Raw genomic sequence first — 22,912 nt, forward strand, 5'->3', positions numbered from 1 at the left:
CAGGATACTTCACAGGGGATATCACCATGAAGACACACTCACTACTATTGATCTCAAAAACCGCCCTGGTCGGCGGTATGCTCGGCCTGCTCTCCGCCTGTGGCGGGGGCAGCAGCGGTGGAGGCGATGATGACGACACGCCGCGGGACAACGAAAACGCTCCACCCACTGCCATGATCGCCAACCTGGTTTCGCCACAACCACTGAGCGCACAACTGGCGCTGGATGCCAATGCATCCACTGACCCGGACGGTGATGCACTGCAGTATCAGTGGTCCATCCTGACCGGGCCCGCGGGTCACAACGCCAGCATCACTGACGCCGTTGCCCCGCTGGCCACCCTGGTGGCGGACGTTCCCGGTGCATACACCATTCAACTGGTGGTCAACGATGGCACGGTTAACAGCGCTCCCGCCAGTGTTTCCATCGTCCTGACCAACACGGTTCCGCTGGCTGAGGCCGGTGCGGATCGCGCGGTGGACCTGCAGCCGGGCACGCCCTTGAACGTGACGCTGAACGGCAGCGGCAGTTCCGATGCCGACGGCCATCGCCTGAGCTATGTTTGGCAGATTCTGGACACACCGGAAGGCAGCACGGTCATTCTGAACGGCGCCACCGAGGTACAACCGACGCTAACCGGGCTGGATCTGCCGGGCACCTATACCGTCGGCCTCACGGTGAACGACGGTTATGCCGATAGCGCTCGGGATCAGGTACAGATCACCACCAACAACGTCGCCCCGGTGGCGGACGCCGGTAATGATATCGGCGGCAAGCAGGTTGGGGATTCCGTTACCCTGAACGGCACCCAGTCTAGCGATTTCGATGGCGACAGCCTCAGCTATCAGTGGGCCTTCACCGACAATGTGCCCACGGGGCCCCTTCCGGCACTGGACAACGCCACCAGCAGCATGCCCAGCTTTACCATCGAACAGAAAGGCAACTATGAACTGGAGCTGACAGTATCCGATGGTGAACTCAGTGACCGCGATACCGTCTGGGTCAACGTGGGCAATACCGCACCGGTGGCCAATGCCGGCAGCGATCAGGTGGCAAATCTGGGCGATACCATCAGCCTGAGTGCTGATGCTTCCACCGATGTGGACGGCGACCGCCTGCAGTTCAGCTGGTCGATTCTCACGGCACCGGCGGGTAGCAGCGCCGATATCAGCGATCCCAACGCCCTCAACACCGGATTCACACCGGATATCAGCGGTACTTATGTGGTGCAGTTGCGGGTGTCCGATGGCGAAACCGACAGCATCGATAGCGTACAGATCGATGTTGATTCCATCCTCAACTACGCCCCGGTGGCCAACGCCGGTTCTCCCCAGTCCTTCGACAATCCAGGTGTGCAAGTGGTGTTGGACGGCTCCGCTTCCAGCGACCCGGACAACGATGCCCTGCTCTACAGCTGGAGCTTCAAAAGCAAACCGGACGCCAGCATGGCAGAACTGAACGGAGCCGACACGGTTTCCCCCAGCTTTATTGCCGATACCGCCGGCGTGTACGAAGTGCAGCTGTCAGTGAGCGATGGCGAACTCTTCAGCATCAACACGCCCACCGTAATCGTAACCGTGGCAGAGAACACACCGCCACAGGCGGATGCCGGTACCGATCAGAGCGAGCTGATTCTGGGGGCCACGGTCGCACTGAACGGCTCCGGCTCCAATGATCCGGATGGCGATACCCTCACCTATCAGTGGTCAGTGACCAGCGCACCGGCCGAGTCACAGTATCAATTCAGCGACAGCACCGTGGCCAGTCCCGACTTCACACTCAACCAAGCCGGTGACTATCTGCTGCAGTTGACGGTCAGTGACGGCATGATGGACGACGTGGACACCGTGCAACTGAGTGTCAGCGACGGTGACCTGGACGGCGACGGCCTGCTCAGTTCATTTGAGCTGGACCAGGGCCTGCTCCCGAACGCCATCGACAGCGACGGCGACAGCATTAACGATGGCCTGGAGAACGAAGACGGTGATTCCCTCAATAACCAGTGGGAGCAAACCTTCGGTTACCGCATTGATCTGGCCGACTCCGATGATGACGGCATCGCGGACGGTGATGAGGACTTCGATAACGACGGTTACAGTAACCAGGTGGAAATCGATGCCGGTACCGACCCCACCAACCCGGACAGTCGCCCGGTATCGATGGCGGACCAGTTCCACTTTGAAATCAAGTCCAGCCCAGTGGTAGCCGGCGGCCAGCTGATTTACAGCATCACCGCAGGCAACCTATCGGAAGTCGACACCCTGAGCAATCTGGTGGTCTCCATGACGCTGCCCGCCGGGGTATCCTTTAATCGCTTCGGCAACGCCTCCCTGGACAGTAGCGGGCAAAGCGGCTGCCTGGCCAACGGCTTCTGTGATGATGGCGACACCGTGACCTGGTCCCTGGGCGACCTGGAAGCCGGCGCCAGCATCAGCTTTGAAGTAGATGCCGATATCGGCGCTACCGTGCTGCCGGGCACCACGTTAACCACCCCCCTCAGCATCAGTTCCGACAGTTTCTCCACTCCGCTACAGTTGGTGCGCAGTGTCGATGTGGTGGCGGAACAACCGGTGCATTTCACCCTAAACGGTAGCGACGAACCCATTGCTCCCGGCGAACGGTTTGAGTACCGCGTTTACATCGGCAATACCAGTGATGACGTGGTGGACAATATGGAACTGAACCTGACCCTGCCCGACGGACTCGGCGCCGAGTTTGCAGGACAAGGTGGCGTCATCAGTGGCAACACAGTCACCTGGTCAATGGCGGATCTACTGCCTACACAAAGCCTGGAACGCACTCTGAGTGTTCGCCTGTCAGCGCTGACGGAAGAAGCGGCTAGCCTGATTACCCGCGCCACCCTGAGCCACGATGCCGGCCCGCTGCAGACGCTGCACGATACCATAACGGTGTCCGAGCCACTGCCGCTGGAAGTGGGTTTGCAGACCCGGCAAACCGTAGTGGCCGCCGGTGACAATCTGGTGTATGTCATCAACCTCAGCAATGTATCGACGGTGAGCACGGTGGAAAATCCGGTGCTGATGCTGCGGGTGCCCAACGGCGTTTCCTTCAATCGCTTTGACGATGCCTCCTTCGACAGCAACGGGCAACGGGGCTGCCTGGCCAACGGTTTCTGTGACGCGGGTGATGAAGTGTTCTGGTCCCCGGGCAATCTGGCCGCCGGTGACAGCCTGTCGTTCCAGATCAACGCCACCGTGGATGAACTGGTGCCACCTGGCAGCCTGCTGCAAACACCGATCTTTGTCAGCGCCGACGGCCTTGGGGATCTGATCCAGCAACAGAACACCGCCCGTGTGGTCGCGGAGGAAGAGGTGTACATCAGCCTGCATTCAAGCAAGGATCCGGTGGCCCCCGGTGAAACCTTCGACTACATTCTGCACTACGGCAACGCCAGCGACGATGCTCTGCTGAACGGCACCCTGTCCATGACCGTGCCCATGAGTCTGATCATCGACTCCGTGAGTAACGATGGTGCGATCAGCGGTGATACCATCACCTGGAACGTACCCGCCCTGCTGCCCACCCAAAGCCTGCAGCGTCGTATCCGCGTCACCATGGCGGAGAACGCAGTGGAAGGCGCCACCCTGAACACCTACGCCGCACTGACCTTTGACGGTGGACAGGAACTGGATCAGAGCCTGTCCGGCTCCGTCACTGTGGCTGCCCCCCTGAAACTGGAGACGGACTTCCATTTGGCCCAGAACGTGGTGCGCGCCGGGGGGGAGCTGAAGTATCACATCACCCTGAGCAACACCTCCCTGGGCAGCACCGTGGAAAACCCCACTATTCTATTGCGGGTCCCACAGGGCGTGAGCTTCAATCGCTTCAGCAATGCCTCCCTGGACAGCAGCGGCCAACGGGGCTGCCTGGCCAACGGCTTTTGCGATGCCGGGGATGAAGTGTACTGGACCCCGGATAACCTGGGAGCAGGCGAGAGCCTGAGCATTGAGATCGACGCCACCGTGGATGACGCTGCGGTACCCGGCACCATCATCGCCACACCGGTGTTCATCGACGCCAATGGTCTGGGGGATACCCTGATCCTGCAGGAAACCGCCGCGGTGGTGGCTGCACAGCCTGCACACTTTCAACTGCAGTCCTCCGCCGATCCGGTGGCCGCCGGCAGTCGCTTCACCTACCAGCTCAACATCGGCAACCCCAGCGACGATGCCCTGGAAAACCTGGCAGCGGTGCTGACCCTGCCGGCCGGTGTCAGCGTGGTGAACAGCAACGGCGGCAGCGTGTCCGGGGCTACCGTTACCTGGACCCAGTCCGCCCTGCTGCCTACGCAAAGCCTGCAACGCACGGTGCAAGTAGAAGTGGATGCCGCTGCTGCTGAAGGGGATATCCTCACCGCACAAGCCGCCCTCACATTGGATGGCGGCCTGGAACAGGATCAGGGGCTGGAACACAGCGTCACCGTGTCCGAGCCGTTGAAGCTGGAGGTGGACTACCATCTGGACCGTACCGTGGTCGCCCCTGGTGACGAGTTCGTCTACCGGGTGACCCTCAGCAACACTTCATTGGGCAGCACTGTGTCCAATGCGGCCCTGATGTTGCGGGTGCCGGATGGCATCAGCTTTAACCGCCTCAATGATGCCCAACCCAACAGCAGCGGCCACCGTGGCTGTCTGGCCAACGGCTTCTGTGATGCCGGGGATGAGGTGTACTGGGCTCCGGGTAACCTGGCCGCCGGTGACAGCGTCACCATCCAGATCCGTGGCCAAGTGAGCAGCGATCTGCAACCCGGCTCGTTGGTGGAAACGCCGATCTACATCACAGCCGACAATCAGGGCGACACCATTCAACTGGAACGCAACCTGTTCGTCGTGGCCGCGGCTCCAGCGCAACTGACCCTGAACAGCAACGCCGATCCGGTGGCACCGGGCGGCAGCTTTCAGTATCAGGTAAACCTGGGCAACCCTACCAATGAGGCACTCAGCAACCTGAGTCTGGATCTGGTGTTACCGGCAGGCCTCAGCGTCATCAGCATCAGCGATGGCGGTGTGCAGAACGCTAATCGCATCCAGTGGACTCAGGCCAGCCTCGGCGCTGCCGGCTCGTTGCAACGCACCGTCACGGTAATGGCCGCCAACGATTCAGCGCAAGGCAGCACCCTCACCAGTCGGGTGGAACTACGCCACGACGGCGGGCTGGAACTGGATCAATCCGTCAGCAGCGCGGTTACCGTATCCGAACCGCTGAAGCTGGATGTGGATTATGCGATCTCCAGTGCCACTGTGAATCCTGGTGATAATCTGGTGTACAACTTCACCCTGCGCAACACCTCCGTGGCCAGCCTGGTGGAAAACCCGGTACTGATGCTGGAACTGCCCGATGGAGTTAGCTTCAACCGCCTGGGCGACGCTGACCCTGACAGCACCGGACATACCGGCTGCCTGGCCAACGGCTTTTGCGATACGGGGGACGAAGTGTTCTGGAGTCTGGATACCATCCCCGCCGGTGAGACCATCACCATCCAGGTCAGCGCCTCTGTGTCCGGAACCATGGCACCGGGGAGTCTCATCGAACTGCCCATCGTGGTGACCGCCGACGGCCTGGGGGATAACCTCACTCAACTGCGCACGGTGCGGGTTACCCAACCCTGACCAGGTCCGTTCACTGAAACCATAAGGCGCCCCACGGGGCGCCTTTATTCATGCGGGTAAACTGGCAAAAGGCCCTGTTTCTATTTGAAAAATTTTGTTAGGGCAGGTCCGTAATAGGTGGATAGAAGCCGTATTCCAGGCCCTTGTCTCGACCAACGTCTAATACCCAATCCACAACCACTGGTTTAAAACGAACAGTGTACAACGACAATAAAACAGGATTTTCGGAGGGTTCGTGTATGGCGTTCAAGAGTAAAGAAGACGCTACCGCCTATTGGTCGGCCAACGTCAAATTGATGTTGACCCTGTTGGCGGTGTGGTTTGTGGTGTCCTTTGGCTTCGGTGTGATTCTGGTGGATGTACTGAACCAGATCAGAATTGGTGGCTATAAACTGGGTTTCTGGTTTGCGCAACAGGGTTCCATCTACACCTTTGTGGTGTTGATTTTCGTGTATGCGAAAAAGATGGGTGAGCTGGATCGCAAATACGGCGTAGAAGAGAAGTGAGGTAAGGCACAATGGATTTACAAACCCTAACATACATTGTGGTGGGCCTGACGTTTGCGCTGTACATCGGCATCGCCATCTGGGCCCGGGCCGGCACCACCAAGGATTTCTATGTGGCCGGCGGCGGCGTCAACCCCGTTGCCAACGGCATGGCCACGGCAGCGGACTGGATGTCGGCGGCGTCCTTCATCTCCATGGCTGGTATGATCGCATTTCTGGGCTACGGTGGCTCGGTGTTCCTTATGGGCTGGACCGGTGGATTTGTGTTGCTGGCCATGCTGCTGGCGCCCTACCTGCGCAAATTCGGCAAGTTCACCGTACCCGAGTTCATTGGTGATCGCTATTACTCGAAAGCGGCCCGTATCGTTGCCGTGGTGTGTTTGATCATCGCCTCGGTTACCTATGTAATCGGCCAAATGAAAGGTATCGGGGTGGCTTTCTCCCGTTTTCTGGAAGTGGACTACGGCACCGGCCTGTTAGTGGGCATGGGTATTGTCTTCGTCTACGCGGTTATGGGCGGTATGAAGGGCATCACCTACACGCAAATAGCGCAGTATTGTGTGCTGATTTTTGCCTATACCATTCCCGCCATTTTCATCTCCCTCAACCTGACCGGTAATCCTATTCCGCAACTGGGCCTCGGCTCCACCATGGTGGGCAGTGACACCTTCCTGCTGGACCGGTTGGATCAAGTGGTGACGGAACTGGGGTTCCATGAATACACGACACAGTCGAGGCTAAGTCAGCTCAATATGTTCGTGTACACCATGTCGCTGATGATCGGTACCGCCGGCCTGCCCCACGTCATCATTCGCTTCTTCACTGTACCCAAGGTGGCCGACGCACGCAGTTCCGCCGGTTGGGCTCTGGTGTTCATCACCATTCTGTACACCACCGCGCCGGCGGTAGCCGCCATGGCGCGCATGAATTTCATGAACACCATTGAGCCTACCAAGGGTGAATACCTCACCTACGATGAACGTCCACAGTGGTTCAGAAACTGGGAGAAAACCGGCCTGTTGGAATTCCAGGACAAGAACGGTGACGGCAAAGTTCAATACAGCGCCAACAAGGATACCAATGAAATGGTAACGGTGGACCGTGACATCATGGTACTGGCCAACCCCGAGATCGCGCGCCTGCCTAATTGGGTGATTGCACTGGTGGCGGCCGGCGGTTTGGCAGCAGCATTGTCCACTGCGGCGGGGCTGCTGCTGGCCATCGCATCGGCCATCTCGCATGATCTGTGCAAAGGGGTGTTCATGCCGGACATTTCAGAAAAATCCGAGCTGATGGCCAGCCGTATCGCCATGGCCGGTGCCATTGGTGTGGCCGGCTACCTGGGCTTCAACCCGCCGGACTTCGCCGCAGGAACGGTGGCACTTGCCTTCGGCCTGGCCGCCTCTTCCATTTTCCCGGCGTTGATGATGGGTATCTTCAACAAACGGATTAACAAGGAAGGGGCGATTGCAGGTATGATTGCCGGGATTACCGTGACACTGCTCTATGTGTTCCAACACAAAGGCATCATGTTTGTGGCCAGCACTTCGTTTATGGGTGATCTGCCACAGAACTGGTTCCTGGGCATCGAGCCCAACGCGTTTGGCGCCATCGGTGCTGTGGTGAACTTTGTGGTGGCCTTCCTGGTATCACGGGTTACACAGGAGCCACCGGAGCATGTGCAGGAGATGGTGGAGAGCATTCGCATGCCGGCCGGAGCCGGCGAGGCGCAAGCTCACTGATCCAGACGTTCACAACGAAACCTGGCCCGGACACAATCCGGGCCACCACCCAAGCCTCCAACACCACAAGTAATGGGGGCTTTTTATTACCACAAAGAGACTGTGATGTTGACCAACAAACATGTTGTTATCGCGCTTATTGTTGCCCCGATTCTGGCGGTGATTGCCTACTTTGCCACTGATGCCGCCGTAGGAGAGAAACCGCACAAAGCCCAGGCAGGCAAATCCTATGCCCTGGCCACACTGCCAAACTGCCGTTACCCCAGTGGCCATTGCACGTTGAAGAATGCGGAGTTCGAAATTGACATGAAGGTGGAACAGGCGGGAGTCAACATGATGACCCTGAGCCTGACCTCCAAACACCCCCTGCAAGGCGCCAAAGCCGCTCTGGCCACCACCGACACTGAAAACCAGGCGCCTCAAGATCTGGTTGCCACCGATGACAGCGCCCTGCACTGGACCGTTGATTTAAGCGGTGAGCACAGCACAGACAGCCAACTGCAGATCGTGGTGGCTGCCGCCGATTCATTTTACTTCGGTGAGACCAGCTTGGGTTTTATTGATTATGAAACCACTTTTGGTGAAGATTTTCGGCACTGATAGCCACACCCGCAACCTGTCGACATTCTTTGCAGTAGCCACCCGGCAACGGCCCCACACCTGCATCATCTTCCTGTAAAACAAACCATTTTAAAAACCGGCCCGCAATGTGCTTGTACTGTGTTCAAGCGAGACCGATTGGTGTCGCTAAGCGAATTCATTTCGTTTTTGCGTTGGCACGGGGGTGCCGAGCACAGGGTATTAGGTGTTTTGATCCATTGGGGGTGAGTTGTATGACACCGTTCTTCAAGGTATTTCTGATGCTGTCCATTACATTGCTGGGGGCAATCAATGTGGCGGATGCGTTTATTCTCAAGCAACCGGAACAGGCCCAACTCAAAACTGAGCGTGATAGCTCAGTTCCAGCAGATAGGCACGCACGCTGGTTTTAACATTGACTCCGGCATATGGGTTATAGATAAGCTGGTTGTAATCGTTCACGTTGCTGCTGGTATTGTCCGGTGCGCTGCTGCGTGACACCAGGGTGCCGATGCCCAGCTCCAGCAGTGCGCCCTGTTGCGGAACATAAGCAAATCCGGCGCCCAACAAATACGCCTCACCAAAGGGTGCCAGATAATCCGCTTTGTTGGCAGGAATGGCGTTACCCCGGTCTTCATAACCGATGCGCAGCGCCAGTCGATCCGTGTATTGATGCTCCACACCCAACGCCCAACTCCAGACACTCTCATATTCACGGGGAAAGGCCAGTGTCGAGGCACTGACCTGGTCCGGCGCCAAAAAGCTCAGCACCGGCAAAAACTCCGGCGGGTTTTCAAACTCCAGCTTGAACTCATCCCACTGCGCCGTATCGGTCCATTTCAGATCCACATTCAGCGTCCAGCTGGGGGTGACCTTAACACTGACCCCGGTGGCAAAATGCTGTGGGATCGTGAATTCCAACGCAGCATCCCCCTGCTCTTTTTCCAAACCCTTGGGTAACGCCAACACCCCGGTCACCGCGTTGCCCACGGCCGTGCCATTAAGCCCCGAGAAGAAATCCAGCCAGTCATCCCCATAGCGAATCTGATACTCCCCTTTAAGGGTTTTACTGGCCCCGCTTTGATACACCATGCCCAACCTGAACCAATCACTGGGCTGCCACAGCATTCCCAGATTGAAGGATGGGTTCAGGTAGTTCTCCACCTCCACTTCGATATTACCGATGTCGGTGAATGGGCCCAGGTCACCTTCACACACATTCACCACGGCATCGATTTCCGGCAATTCGCACAGCAACCCGCTGAAGCTGTCCACTCCCACCAATATGGCATTGGGCAAACGAAAATCCAGATCAATACCAACACCGGTGTAATTAAAATGCAGGCCCACCCCGAAGGTCAGCTCGTCGCTGATGGGGAACGCCACGGTGGGCGAAAAATACGTGAGATGGGTTAACCCCAGCTCGTTGCCCTGATAACGCAGGGGGCTGCCATCACCCCGCTGGTAGCCCACAATCATCGGTGCAAATACCGAACTGCCCCACACCAGGTTACGGTCTTTCACCTCCACCGCCGCCCCGCCCAAGGGCGCCATCAGCACCGGTATTTCGGTCAACCCCAAAAACGGCAGCATGACAGACACATCCTCAGTGGACGAGGCCCCCTCCGCCACCGGGTCATCTGAGTAGGCGTAACCGTACTGATCCATCAAGCGGTTATAACGCTCGGAGCGTTCCACCTCCCCGGTTACGGTGAAGCGGCCCGCGATCACCTTCAATTGGTACTGCCGGCCTTTGACCTGATAGAGACCCGCCGGGTTATAGTGAATGGAATCAATGCCCGGGGTATCGGCGGTAACCGAGTTGCCCAAAGACAGAGCCTTGGCACTGCCCACAGTTAAGTTTTGCGCCAACTGGGCGTGCGCGGCGGAGCAGGTCACGAAACTGACCCAAACAAGAAATCGGCGGATGTTCATCATTATTTTTATTATGGTCGATTCACGCCTGGCGGCTTTTACTTTGAACAGAATTCAACCAATATTATGGGTTATCAGCAGTGGCTGCAAAGTCCAAATGAACAAGAACCAGCGGTTTTCCGTGACCGACCGGTTCCAGCCCAGAGTTTTCAATGGTTTGCATGAGATGTCGATATTCCATACGGCTACGCGTACGCTCAACCAGCCAAAATCAAACACCACTAACAAAAACAATCGGATATACCACTGGCATAGGATGTGCTTGTGTAATGATGCCTAACTCTAGTCAGGTTAATTAATAATCACATTACACTTTCACATATTGGGGACTTTAACATGATACAACTCTTGAGATACTGCCGCTGCGTAACGGTGGCCCTGCTTTTGGCAACCACTGGTGTCAGCCATGCACTGGTGATGTCAGATTCAACCAGTTTCAATACAGGCACTATCTATACCTCCACCGCGAACAGCACCACTCCCACCAGCGCCTCCAACTACGGTTACGCCTACACATCGCTCAATGGATTTGATTCCAGCCTCGGGACACTGACCGGCGTTTCCATCAGCTATGATACCAGCGCTTATATCCGCAGCAGTATTGCCGTTAGGGATCCGTCAGACTGCTGGGCGTTCTGTGAAGACAATGTCTCCGGAGGTGGCTACGTACGGGGGGACTTTTATCTGGATCTGTATGATCCAAACCTGGGCTACAATCCTTCCACCAGCCGCTCTTCCAGTGTCAACTGCAGTGACAACGACGGCTATTGTTCACGCACAACCTCAACCTATGCCAACTACTTGGACGGCATCCTGTTCAGCACTACGGATGCTTCACTATTGGAGCAGTTTCTGGATGAGACCCTGAACTTCCGCGCCAGCGCCCGTACAACTGCCACCACATCCTATTGTTATGACACCGAAGATACCTGCCGCACCTACGGCGAAACCCGATTCTGGGGTAATCTGGTGGTAAACTACACCTATGACGAAGTGAGCGTGCCTGAGCCCGCCACAATTGGCCTGTTTGTACTTGGACTGCTGGGTTTTGGTCTACGTCGCAAAGGTTAAACCGTTGCCATGTTTTGGCGCTGAACCTTTAGCGCCAAAACATCCACTTCAGGTTTTCAAGCGATAGCCGGTTTTGAAAATCCACCACACCGCCGCCAGACACAGCAACAGAAACAACGCCGTCATCGCCAGGCTGACGGCCACATTCACATCCGCCACCCCATAGAAACTCCAGCGAAATCCACTGATCAGATACACCACCGGATTAAACAACGTTATGGTATGCCAGATGGGCGGCAACATGTTGATGGAATAAAAGCTCCCCCCTAAAAACGCCAATGGCGTAATCACCATCAACGGAATCAGCTGCAGTTTTTCAAAGCCATCGGCCCAAACCCCGATAATAAAACCGAACAGACTGAAGGTGATGGAAGTCAGGATGAGAAAACTCACCATCCACAGCGGATGCTCGATGTGGTAATCCACAAAAAACCGGGCCGTGATCAGGATCAATATCCCAACAATGATGGACTTGGTGGCTGCCGCCCCCACATAGCCCATCAGAATTTCCACAAATGAAACCGGTGCCGATAACAATTCGTAGATGGTGCCGGAGAAGCGGGGAAAATAAATCCCGAACGAGGCATTGGAAATGCTTTGGGTAAGCAGGGTGAACATCACCAGACCGGGAATGATAAAGGCACCGTACTCCACACCGTCAATGGCCACCATGCGTGAACCGATGGCGGAGCCGAACACAATAAAATACAGTGACGTGGACAATACCGGTGACGCAATGCTCTGCATCAACGTGCGCCAGGTGCGGGCCATTTCAAATTTGTAGATTGCCCGCACAGCATAAAAATTCATACCCGATCCCCCCGCGCACCTTTTACCAGATTGACAAAAATCTCCTCCAGCGAACTTTCGCTGGAATGCAGATCGCGAAAATCAATGCCATGCTGATTCAACTCCCGCAACACCTGGGCAATTCCGGTTGCTTCACTCTGCACATCAAAGGTGAAGGTCAGCGCCTGGCCATCGTCGGACAACGCCAGGGGATGGCGACTCAACGCCTCCGGTATTGCTTCCAGTGGTTGCTGTAAATACAGCGTTAATTGCTTCTTGCCCAGCTTCTGCATCAGCGACTTTTTCTCGTCCACCACCACGATTTCACCCTTATTGATCACGCCAATGCGATCGGCCATTTCTTCGGCCTCTTCTATGTAATGGGTGGTGAGAATGATGGTGACACCCTGGCTCCGCAGATCACGGACCATGTCCCACATATCCCGCCGCAGCTCCACATCAACCCCGGCAGTGGGTTCATCCAGGAACAGAATCCGCGGCTCGTGGGACAGTGCCTTGGCAATCAAAACGCGACGCTTCATGCCACCGGACAACTCCATGATGCGGTTATTACGCTTGTCCCACAGTGACAGTGCTTTCAACACCTTTTCGATATGCGCATCGTTGCGCGGTTTTCCGTACAGACCGCGGCTGAACGACACCGCACTCCACACGCTTTCAAACGCATCGGTGGATAATTCCTGCGGTACCAGGCCGATAATGGAACGGGCTGCCCGATACTCTTTGACCACGTCGTGGCCATCCGCCAATACCTGGCCGGAGCCCGGATTCACGATCCCGCAGATGATGCTGATCAGTGTGGTTTTGCCGGCGCCATTAGGGCCCAGCAACGCAAATATTTCACCACGATGAATGTCCAGATTGACGTCTTTCAACGCCTGAAAGCCACCTTCGTATACTTTGGAAAGATGACGTACCGAGATTACAGGTTGCACAGTTTCTCCCTTCAATCAGGTTGCCTGCCGGATGTGAGGCACAAGCCTACCAGAGCCGACACCAATCCGACAGGTGCGGAAGTGACACCTGCCCGGATCATTGGCAAGAGTCATCAACAAGAATCCACCAAAGTCTAATCGCCCCATCAAGGTTGATCCGCTAACATTAAGAAAAACCAAGGCTGATGTGCACTATGACCCAAGACCCGAAGCAACCGGAAATACAGGCGGTGGCGGATTTTTTGCGCCATTGCCTGCCGTTCAACGAGCTGCCGGAAGCCGCGCTGCAGGCCGCCGCCCGCCAGATTCAGATCACCTATTTTCGCAACGGTCATCGCTTCAGTGCCGACAGCGACGATTATGCGCTGCGCATAGTGCGCAGCGGAGCGGTGGAGATCCGCAGCAGCCGTCACCAGTTGATGGACAAACTGGGTGAAGGGGAAAGCTTTAATATCCATGGCCTGGATGTGGGGGACGAAGGGGTCTATGCCCAGGTCATCGAGGACAGCCTGATCTATCATCTGCCCAGGGTGCACTACGAGGCCCTGCGCGCCGACCATCGCCATTTCGACCGCCACTTCCACAGTCAGCGCAGCCGGCGTTTACGTCGCGCGGCCCGCTATCAGCCCAACACCAATATGATGATGTTGCCCATTGCCGGATTGATCAGCCGTGATCCGCTCACCCTGAGCGCTGCTGCAACCCTGCAACAGGCCGCCCAGGCCATGTCGGAACGACGGGTATCATCAGTGCTGGTTATGCAGGGCAACCAGCTGGAAGGCATTGTCACCGATCGCGACCTGCGCAGCCGGGCCCTGGCACTGGGGTTGCCACTGCACACCCCCATTGCCCAAGTCATGACCCGCAACCCCAAACACATCGAACTGGATGCCAGCCTGTTCGATGCCATTCTGCAAATGACCCAGCAGGGAATACATCATCTTCCTGTGTTGGAAGGCAACCGCCTGGCGGGCATCATCACCTCCTCCGATCTGATGCTGGCCCGACGGGATGATCCGGTTTACCTGGTACAGCATTTGTCCCGCCAGCAGGATACCGGGGCTATGCGCGCCATCATCGACACCCTGCCAAGCCTGTTAGTGGAAGTCATCAAAGGCGGTATGCGCGCCCATCAGATCAGCCGTGTGCTCACCGCCATCAGCGACACCGTAACCTGCCGCTTGATTGAGCTGGCCATCGAACATCTGGGCCCGGCGCCGGCCCCATTTTGTTGGCTGGGGTTCGGCTCCCAGGCCCGTGGTGAACAGCTGATCGGTGCCGATCAGGATAATGGCTTATTGATCGATGACCGCGCCGGTGAACTGGATCTGGCCTGGTTTGAAAAGCTGGCTCATTTCGTGTGCGATGGCCTTAATGAATGCGGCTACCCCTACTGTAATGGCAAGGTCATGGCCACCACCGCTGAATGGCGCCAGCGCCTGCAGGGCTGGAAAGCCACCGTAGACGGCTGGACCCGAACCCCCACCCCCGATGCGGTGATGCGGGTATCAATATTTTTCGATCTGCGGGCAGTGTACGGTGATCCCGGCTTGTGTCAGCGCCTGCAGCAACACATGCTCATGCGCACGCAGAAGAATACTATCTTTCAGGCCGCTCTGGCGGCCAATGTACTGGACCAGACACCACCCCTGGGCATCTTTCGACGCTTTGTGGTGGAACGCAACGGCGAGCATCGGGACGAGTTCGATATCAAGAAGCGCGGCGTGATGCCCATGGTGGACCTGATCCGTATTCATTCCCTGGCCCATGGGGTCGATGCCGTCAACAGCCGCGAGCGGCTGCAACAATTAATGCAGAAAAAAGTGTTCACCATCGTTGATGGGCGCAACCTGCAGGATGCCTTCGACACCATTCAGCAACTGCGCGTGGAAAACCAAAGCCGACAGCTTGCCGCGGGGTTACAGGCCAGCAATTATCTCAACCCCAAGGATCTGCCGGAGCTGGAGCGCAAACATCTGAAAGATGCCTTCACCATTGTGCATGATTCCCAGGAAGCGCTGCGCAACCACTACCGCCAGGGCCTGTAATGGCCACCGGTTTAAAGCTGACCTTGCAACGCATATGGTGGCGACACCAAGCCAGGCACCCGGCGTTGCAGGCTCTGCTGCGCGAACCCATACAGCAACGCCCTTTCAACGCCAGCCGGTACGTGGTCATCGACCTGGAAACCACGGCCCTGCAACCCACTGCGGGCGAAATTGCCAGCATTGCCTGGGTGGTCATCGAACAGGGCGCCATACACCTGAACCAATCCTGTTACTTTCACCTGGCACTGAACCGGGAAGTGGGTCAGAGCGCCGTGTTCCACCAACTGACGGACACCGATCTGGAACAGGGTGTGAATATCAAGGTGGCATTGGAAGCGCTACTGGATGCATTGCCCAACAGCATTCTGGTGTTCCACAACGCTCAATTGGACATGGGCTTTATCAACCAGGCCATGCGCACCCTGTGGGGTGCGCCATTGCTGATGCCGGTGGTGGATACCCTGCAGGTTGAACGTAAACGACTGCTGCAGCGCAGCGCTGCCATCCAGGCCGGCGACCTGCGTCTGTTTCAATGCCGGCAACGCTATGGCTTGCCGGATGTCAGCCTGCACGATGCCCTGGGGGATGCCCTGGCCACCGCCGAGCTGTGGCTTGCCATGAATGGGTAACGGTAGCCGCTATCTGAACTGAGATAAACAGGCCTTAATTGAGCGCCAGTTTGCGTTCCAACTCATGGTGCACTTGCGGCAACACCGGATGCAGTTCCGCCAGCGACATGGCCTGATAAAAATAGAATCCCTGAACCACATTGCAACCGCGCTCACGCACCAGCGCAATCTGATCCAGGGTTTCTATCCCCTCAGCTACCACTTCCAGACCCAGCCCGTGCGCAATGGTGGTTATTGCCCCCACAATGGCCCGGCTGGTTTTCTGATTTACATCGATAAAACAGCGATCGATTTTGATTACGTCAATGGGGTACTGCGCCACATAGGACAGGCTACAGTAACCTGTACCAAAATCATCAATGGCAAGCAATACCCCCATATCGTGCAATGCATTCAGTTTCTCCAACAACGATGCAGACCGGGACACCAGCATGCCTTCGGTGATTTCCAACTCCAATGCACAAGGCGGCAATCCACTGGCAGCCAACACACGTTGCGTCATGGTGATGAAATCCGGGTGCTCCAACTGACGGGGTGAAACGTTCACTGATACTCGGTAATCCAGCCCGGATTCCAATCGCAACCTCTGCATATCACTGCAGGCCTGCTGCAACACCCACTCACCCAGCTTGATGATGTATCCAGTGGTTTCCGCCATGGGTATAAAACGATCCGGTGCGATGGTGCCATACACCGGATCGAACCAGCGGATCAGTGCTTCAAAACCAAGTACCTGCCGGGTTTCGATATTGACCTTGGGCTGATAGAAAATCTGCAAACCGTTGCGTTTAAACGCCAGGTGTAACGCCTGTTCAATGGCCATTTCAGTCTGATTGGATCGTGCCAGGTCATGGGTAAAGACATGATAACCATTACGCCCGGTCTGCTTGGCCCGGTACATGGCAATATCCGCGTGCTTCAGCAAATCCTCAGCTGAATCGCCATCGTCCGGTGCCATGCTCAACCCAATACTCGGTGTCACGTTGAGGACATTGAATCCCACATCAATGGGCTGCGAAATCAAATGCAGAATCTTCTCGCACACGGTTTCGATATCGTCACGGCCACCGATGTCCGGCAGGATCACCACAAACTCATCACCCCCCATGCGACACACGGTATCAGAATCCCGCACCGCCGACACCAAACGTATCGCCACCGTTTTCAGCAGCTCATCACCGGCAAAATGTCCCAGCGAATCGTTGATGCGTTTGAAATGATCCAGATCCAACACCAGCACTCCCATTCGATTTCCGGTACGGTGTACCCGACGCAGGGCCGTTCTCATGCGATCATGCATCAGGGTGCGGTTGGGCAGTCCGGTGAGTTCATCATGGTGGGCAATGTGTTCAATCTGCCGCGTAGCCAGTTTCTGTGCGCTGATATCGGTAAAGGTGATTGCAAAACCGGTGTCGGCCACTTTGACTTTCTTCACCTCAAGAAAGCGCTCGGCAATAATGATCTCAAGCGCACCGCCGTCTTCCTCCAGCCATGCGCTGAGCACATCCGTATCCAGCCAACCCCAGTTTCGCCCTGAATGCTGGGGCAGCTTCTGCAACAACTCAACAAAAAAATGCAGGCCGGCACCCAGCAGGCTTTCCCGGTCATGTACGTTAAACAAAGCACAGAAAAAACTGTTGAGATAAGTGATGTGGAGCCCGTCATCCAACACCAGCACACCCTGCTCCATGGCATCCAGTGTTTTAAAACAGAGGTTTTTTTCCTGCTGCAGTTGCTGCGCGTGACGCCGGACCCGCGCCTGCAATTGATGACGTTCGCAGACGCGGTCCAGCACCGGCACAATCAGTTCCAGATACTGCCCTTTCATATCCTTGGAGATAAAGTCATCGGCACCGGCCCGCACGGCGGAAAACACCAACTGCATATCCTGCGTCGATGTCATCAGCACCAGCGGCACATCGATGTTCCGTGCGCGCATCTCGGACAACAATTCAACACCATTCATTTCCGGCATGTAGTGATCGGAAAGCACCACATCAAACACGGTATGACACACCGCATCCAACGCCGATCGACCGTTCTCAACACGAGTAACGGTAAAGCCTGCCTGGGTTAAGAGTGAAGACACCACCACCGCTTGAATACGATCGTCTTCCGCGTACAAAACTTTCCGTGTCATAACCTGACCACCACGGATCAATATCCCCTAGTATTGGATCAGTATAGAAGTGATCCGGCCAGCGTGCTTTTTTGCACATTTAACCCTGTTTGGTATGGGGTTTTAGCGGAACGATTGGCCGGTGCGCAGCGCCAGACCGCGCCTTTGCGCGCGCGTTAGTCCATTCACCACCAGCCGATAGGAATTATCCACCATGCGTTCTATTTCACCGGGCGGCAAGCTGCCGTCAAGGCGCACCGTATTCCAATGACGTTTGTTCATATGGTAGCCCGGTAACACCGCATCAAATACGTGGCGCAACTCCATGGCCTCCTGCGGATCACACTTAAGATTGACCCGGCACTCCCCCTGCTGAACAAAGACCAGGGCAAACATTTTGCCCTGCACCTTATACACCGCCGCATCGGGCCCAAATGGATAATCTTCAATCGCCTCCGGCTTACCGGATAGATAAGCCCTCAGTGTCTGCTCCAACATATTTTATTCCCCGAGAAGTTATGCTCAATATCGTCCATACTGTAGGGGCATCTTGCAACTCGCCAACCACACCTCTGGATCCGATGCCATGCTCAAATGCATTGTATTTTTGATCGCTCTGGTTTTCAGCAGCGGCCTGCTGTCACAGGAGGCCCGGTCGGTCTTGTTCATCTCATCCTATCACCCCGGTTTTCCTACCTTTTTTGACCAACTGGCAGGGTTGCGCAGTGTTCTGCAGGGCGAAAATCTGCGCCTGGATATGGAGTTTCTGGATTCAAAACGCTTTGTCAGTTATGAGGACCTTTTCCAACAGGGGCTGGAATACAAACTGTCTGTGTTACCGGCCTATGATGTCATCATTACCGCTGATGACGCTGCCACCTGGTTTGCCACCCAGCACCGGGAATCCCTGTTTGCCGATACCCCCATTGTTTTTTTCGGGGTCAACGACATGAACTTCGGCCTCAGCTTTAATCAGGTACCCCAGGTCACCGGAATTCTGGAAGCCACCGCCAATCGTGAAACCATAGAAACCGTGTACTCCCTCTTCGGTGAGGACACGCCGATGTATATCATCACCGATGCCACCCCGACCGGCCAGCTGGACTTCCAACGCTTTGAGTTTGAACTATTGAATATGAAGGTGCAAAAGTATGAGGTGCTGTCGCTGACTACCCTGTCTCATGACGAGCTGATCCGGAAAGCATCCAGCCTGGATCCTTCCGGGGTCATTATCATGATTGCCTGCTTTCGGGATCACAATGGCGAATCCCGTGAATTCTCCAATACCCTGGCACGATTGCGCAAGCAGACGCCGATCCCCATTCTGCACCTGTGGCGGCATTCCATCGGCCAGGGCATCCTGGGGGGCAAAGTGGTATCCCATTTTCATCAGGCGCGCTCCGCTGCCACCATGGCGTTGTCGATTTTAAACGGCGCCGACCCGGACCAATTTAAAGTGGATTCCACACCACCGACCCAATACCTGTTCGATTATCAGGTAATGCAGGAATACGATCTGGACCCCCTGGACATGCCGGTGGGCAGCGAGTTCATCAACCTGCCGAAAAATCCCAACCCACTGTTTTCCCGGGTGCTGTTGGTGGCGGGTATATTCATTACCCTGCTGGGTGCCACCGTGATTGGTTTGTTAATCAGAATCAAGATCAAGCATCGTCAGGAGCTCAAAATCCGCCGCGCCAACCAGGCGTTACAGGCAAAAGTGGCCGAGCGCACCCAGGAGCTGGAGCATTCCATTAAAGAGACCGAAGCCCTGCTTCGACTGCGCAACAGCATACTGGATAACACCGTTGCCGGCATCGTGCTGGTGAGAAACGAAACCATCCAGTGGGTGAACCGCCACGCAGAAACCCTGTTTGATTATCCCGAACATGAATTGATCGGCAAGCACGTCAGCACGCTCTACTGCCAGCAACAGGATTACCGACGGGTTACCATCGAATCACCCAAAATTCTGTCTCGGGGCAATGCCTATCAGGGTGAATACGCCTTTCGGCGCAAAGACGGCAGCAGCGGCTGGGGGATGTTCAGCGGCAAAGCGCTGAACCCGGACAACCTCGATGAGGGGGTACTCTTTATCCTGGTGGATTTCACCTCCCGCAAAGACATGGAAAACCAGTTGCGGGAAGCCAACCAAACGCTGGAACAACTGGTGGTGACCGACCATCTCACCCGCATTCATAACCGCCGCTTTGCCTCCGACCAGGTGCAGGCGGAACTCATCCGCTGTGAGCGCTACCAACAGGTGTTCGCCATCATCCTGATCGATATCGATCATTTCAAAAAACTCAACGATAGCTTTGGCCATGACACCGGAGACGCGGCCCTGTTTCAGGTGGCGCAACTGCTCAAGCAGTGCTGCCGCGAAGTGGATACGGTGGCGCGCTGGGGTGGTGAAGAGTTTCTGGTGGTATGCCCGGAGACCAATCAACAGCAAGCGGAGCAATTAGCCGAGTTGTTGCGCCAGCGTATTATGGATTTGTCCTTGGGTTTGCCTTGCAACATTACCGCATCCTTTGGTGTGGCCGCCTACCGGCCAAAACTCTCCAACGAAGCCCTGCTCAAGGCAGCGGACGCCGCCCTCTATGACGCCAAACACAGCCGCAACTGCGTCAAGGTTGCCAACTTCTAAACAGAGCAGACCTCCATTTTTCACATATCCGGCAAAGTGGAATTATTACGCATTGATTCTGCACCGCACTGATTTACAGTAACCACTTTGCCCAGGGGAGAAACACAGCATGTCGGAATACATTATTCTGCGGGATACCCGCCTGCACGGAACCTTGCCCAACGCCTTTACCGCCTGGTGGAACAACCTCAATATTATTACCACCTCCGGCAGCACGCCCCTGCGCAACGCCTTTCGGAGCATCAATGACCTGTATCGGGAACACGGCCGCATGCACACACTGTTCATCCTGTGCCACGGCTTTGCCGGGCAAAGCGAACGCCTGGGTGTCTGCGGTGACGTGGGTGGCCAGGGCCTGCAACTGGGACGGGAAACCGTGCTCCATGACAACGTCAGCCTGTGGGAACAAATCCAGGGCACCGTGGACAACATCGTGGTGTACGCCTGCGCGGCCTCCAACACCGAAGCCGGCAATGAATTCACCCGCGAAGACGGCCGTTATCTGATGGGGGCGCTGGCCATTCACACCAATGCCACCGTGTATGCAGCCAACCGCATTCAGTGGTACAACGCCAGCAACTTCGACTTCGGCCGCTGGGAAGGCCAACTCTACCGCTTCAGCAGCAGCGGCTATGACCCGCGCCCGGTCAGCCATCCACCGGTGGAGTTAAGGGACGTAGCCTCGGTATTTGCCTGAGTGTTTGCACCGGCCGGCTTTGTTACAATGGGCTCCTGATAGCATTATTGTTGATTGTTTCCCTGCCCAGGAGGCCCCATGGCCCGTCGTTTGCTTACTTCCCTCTGGATTTTGTTTACCTTGCTCTGGATCACCGGCTGCGAGCAGTTGCAGCTGGACAAGATGGTGCAAGAACCCACGCTGCGCGTACAGAACATTGCCGTCAGCCAGGTTAACCTGAACTCCGTGGGCCTGAATCTCACCATGAATGTCGCCAACCCCAACAACTATGCCCTGGCGTTGGCAGGTTATGATTACCGGATTCGCTTCAATGACCGCGAACTGGTGAAAGGCAGCACCGATCAGGGCTTTCGGGTGCCCGCAAACCAATCTAGCCAGGTTACCGTTCCCTTCACGGTGGGCTTTCGTGAGGTGAAGCAACTGATTGATTCCATGGGCGCCAGCAATACCCTGCGCTACGAAGTGGACGCCGATATGCGGCTGGATGCCCCGGTGCTGAATCTGTTCAACATCAAGAGCCATAAAAAGGGAGAAATCACCATTCCACAGTTGCCGCAGGTGTCGTTCGGGGATCTGCAGGTGAAAAGCTTCAACTTTACCGAAGCCAGTTTCCAGTTGGCCATGCACATCACCAATCCCAACTCATTCGGACTGGACCTGAAAGACATCGATTACCAATTCAGTATGGGCGGTGAACGCTGGTTTGACGGCAAGATTGATAAAACGGTAAAACTCGGCGAAAAGCAAACCACCAGTGTGAACATTCCCGTCAGCATCAGCGTGATGAAACTGGGCAGCGGCGCCTTGAAAGCCTTGCGCAGCGGCAATTTTACCGACTACTCCCTGGATGCGAACTTCACGCTGGACAGCACCTACCCGGCCCTGCAGAACCTCAACGTCCCCATCCACTACGCACCATAACCATGAATCAGGGCGTGTTTTTAGGCATAATGCGCCCACATTTCCCAAAGGCATTATCTATGAGCACCGAATCCACGCTATTGCAGCGCTGCCAACAACAGTGCGAACTCTGTTCCGCCGATACTGCACTCTCCGTGTTTGACGTTCCCCCCGATGCCGACGGCAGTGCCGATCGCGCCATCATGATCTGCGGCACCTGCCGCCACCAGATCAACCACCCGGACAGTATCGAAGCCAACCACTGGCGCAGCCTGAACGACACCATGTGGAGCCCGGTGCCGGCGGTTCAGGTCATGGCCTGGCGCCAACTGAAAACGCTGTCTGAGCAGGGTGAAGTGTGGGCGCAGGCACTACTGGATATGCTGTACCTGGAAGCGGATGTGAAAGCCTGGGCCGAATCCGGTGTGCCCCCGGAAAATGAAGACCGTGAGCCCACCCTGGACAGCAACGGCACGCCGCTGCAGGCGGGCGATACCGTCACCATCATCAAGGATCTGGACGTCAAGGGCGCCAACTTTACCGCCAAGCGCGGTACCGCCGTGCGCAACATTTCCCTCACGGATAATCCGCAACATATCGAAGGCCGCGTCAACGGCCAGCGCATTGTGCTGTTGAGCTGCTATCTGAAAAAATCCTGAAC

16 protein-coding genes are annotated in these 22,912 nt (G+C 56.2%); 11 read left to right on the forward strand and 5 right to left on the reverse strand.

The genetic code is table 11. The features are described from left to right. The first annotated feature begins 26 nt into the window (after window positions 1–26). From D9N13_RS22930 to D9N13_RS22945, 4 genes are all read left to right on the forward strand, one after another. Window positions 27–5,630: a PKD domain-containing protein gene (locus tag D9N13_RS22930; protein WP_290594316.1), complete on the forward strand. Its 5,604-nt coding sequence runs from the start codon at window positions 27–29 to the stop codon at window positions 5,628–5,630. A gap of 239 nt (window positions 5,631–5,869) precedes the next feature. Then, complete coding sequence (locus tag D9N13_RS22935) at window positions 5,870–6,136, forward strand: DUF4212 domain-containing protein (RefSeq protein ID WP_290594317.1); 267 nt, start codon at window positions 5,870–5,872, stop codon at window positions 6,134–6,136. Window positions 6,137–6,147: 11 nt separating this feature from the next. Continuing rightward, on the forward strand, window positions 6,148–7,878 hold the full coding sequence (locus D9N13_RS22940; RefSeq protein WP_290594318.1) for a sodium:solute symporter family protein: 1,731 nt from the start codon (window positions 6,148–6,150) through the stop codon (window positions 7,876–7,878). A 105-nt stretch (window positions 7,879–7,983) separates the two neighbouring features. Then, a complete protein-coding gene (locus D9N13_RS22945; RefSeq protein ID WP_290594319.1) occupies window positions 7,984–8,478 on the forward strand; it encodes a hypothetical protein in 495 nt (164 codons plus the stop codon). Between the two features lie 336 nt (window positions 8,479–8,814). Here the strand turns inward: D9N13_RS22945 and D9N13_RS22950 are convergent, their stop codons facing one another. Further along, entirely contained in the window at window positions 8,815–10,356 is a 1,542-nt protein-coding gene (locus D9N13_RS22950; RefSeq protein ID WP_290594320.1) for an outer membrane protein transport protein, read from the reverse strand. Between the two features lie 372 nt (window positions 10,357–10,728). Between D9N13_RS22950 and D9N13_RS22955 the strand changes: the two genes are divergently transcribed. Further along, window positions 10,729–11,463 carry a PEP-CTERM sorting domain-containing protein gene (locus D9N13_RS22955; RefSeq protein WP_290594321.1) on the forward strand — a complete coding sequence of 245 codons (735 nt, stop codon included), beginning with the start codon at window positions 10,729–10,731 and terminating at the stop codon, window positions 11,461–11,463. A gap of 48 nt (window positions 11,464–11,511) precedes the next feature. On the opposite strand, the gene D9N13_RS22960 is transcribed toward D9N13_RS22955, so the two are convergent. Continuing rightward, a complete protein-coding gene (locus D9N13_RS22960; protein ID WP_290594322.1) occupies window positions 11,512–12,273 on the reverse strand; it encodes an ABC transporter permease in 762 nt (253 codons plus the stop codon). Continuing rightward, window positions 12,270–13,208, reverse strand: a complete 939-nt coding sequence (locus D9N13_RS22965) for an ABC transporter ATP-binding protein (protein ID WP_290594323.1) — start codon at window positions 13,206–13,208, stop codon at window positions 12,270–12,272. The genes D9N13_RS22960 and D9N13_RS22965 overlap by 4 nt, the downstream gene beginning before the upstream one ends. Window positions 13,209–13,402: 194 nt before the next feature. Here D9N13_RS22965 and D9N13_RS22970 point away from each other — a divergent pair, with 194 nt between their 5' ends. Both D9N13_RS22970 and D9N13_RS22975 read left to right on the forward strand, forming a co-directional pair. Then, window positions 13,403–15,256: a putative nucleotidyltransferase substrate binding domain-containing protein gene (locus D9N13_RS22970; protein WP_290594324.1), complete on the forward strand. Its 1,854-nt coding sequence runs from the start codon at window positions 13,403–13,405 to the stop codon at window positions 15,254–15,256. Next, entirely contained in the window at window positions 15,256–15,885 is a 630-nt protein-coding gene (locus tag D9N13_RS22975) for a 3'-5' exonuclease (protein ID WP_290594325.1), read from the forward strand. Before D9N13_RS22970 ends, D9N13_RS22975 begins: the two co-directional genes overlap by 1 nt. 34 nt (window positions 15,886–15,919) lie before the next feature. Here D9N13_RS22975 and D9N13_RS22980 read toward each other — a convergent pair whose 3' ends face one another. Beyond that, window positions 15,920–18,025 carry an EAL domain-containing protein gene (locus D9N13_RS22980; RefSeq protein ID WP_290594326.1) on the reverse strand — a complete coding sequence of 702 codons (2,106 nt, stop codon included), beginning with the start codon at window positions 18,023–18,025 and terminating at the stop codon, window positions 15,920–15,922. A 102-nt stretch (window positions 18,026–18,127) separates the two neighbouring features. After that, a complete protein-coding gene (locus tag D9N13_RS22985; protein WP_290594327.1) occupies window positions 18,128–18,502 on the reverse strand; it encodes an MmcQ/YjbR family DNA-binding protein in 375 nt (124 codons plus the stop codon). Window positions 18,503–18,590: 88 nt separating this feature from the next. On the opposite strand from D9N13_RS22985, the gene D9N13_RS22990 reads away from it, so the two are divergent. The 4 genes from D9N13_RS22990 to D9N13_RS23005 all read left to right on the forward strand — a co-directional run bounded on the left by D9N13_RS22990 (window position 18,591) and on the right by D9N13_RS23005 (window position 22,910). Further along, window positions 18,591–20,654: a diguanylate cyclase gene (locus tag D9N13_RS22990; protein WP_290594328.1), complete on the forward strand. Its 2,064-nt coding sequence runs from the start codon at window positions 18,591–18,593 to the stop codon at window positions 20,652–20,654. Between the two features lie 109 nt (window positions 20,655–20,763). Then, window positions 20,764–21,351, forward strand: a complete 588-nt coding sequence (locus tag D9N13_RS22995) for a hypothetical protein (RefSeq protein ID WP_290594329.1) — start codon at window positions 20,764–20,766, stop codon at window positions 21,349–21,351. Window positions 21,352–21,429: 78 nt separating this feature from the next. Next, window positions 21,430–22,272 (forward strand): LEA type 2 family protein, encoded by an 843-nt coding sequence (locus D9N13_RS23000; RefSeq protein WP_290594330.1) that lies wholly within the window; start codon window positions 21,430–21,432, stop codon window positions 22,270–22,272. A 59-nt stretch (window positions 22,273–22,331) separates the two neighbouring features. Continuing rightward, on the forward strand, window positions 22,332–22,910 hold the full coding sequence (locus tag D9N13_RS23005) for a PhnA domain-containing protein (RefSeq protein WP_290594331.1): 579 nt from the start codon (window positions 22,332–22,334) through the stop codon (window positions 22,908–22,910). Window positions 22,911–22,912 lie beyond the last annotated feature (2 nt).

This window comes from Ketobacter sp. GenoA1 (assembly GCF_003671475.1).
GTDB lineage: Bacteria > Pseudomonadota > Gammaproteobacteria > Pseudomonadales > Ketobacteraceae > Ketobacter.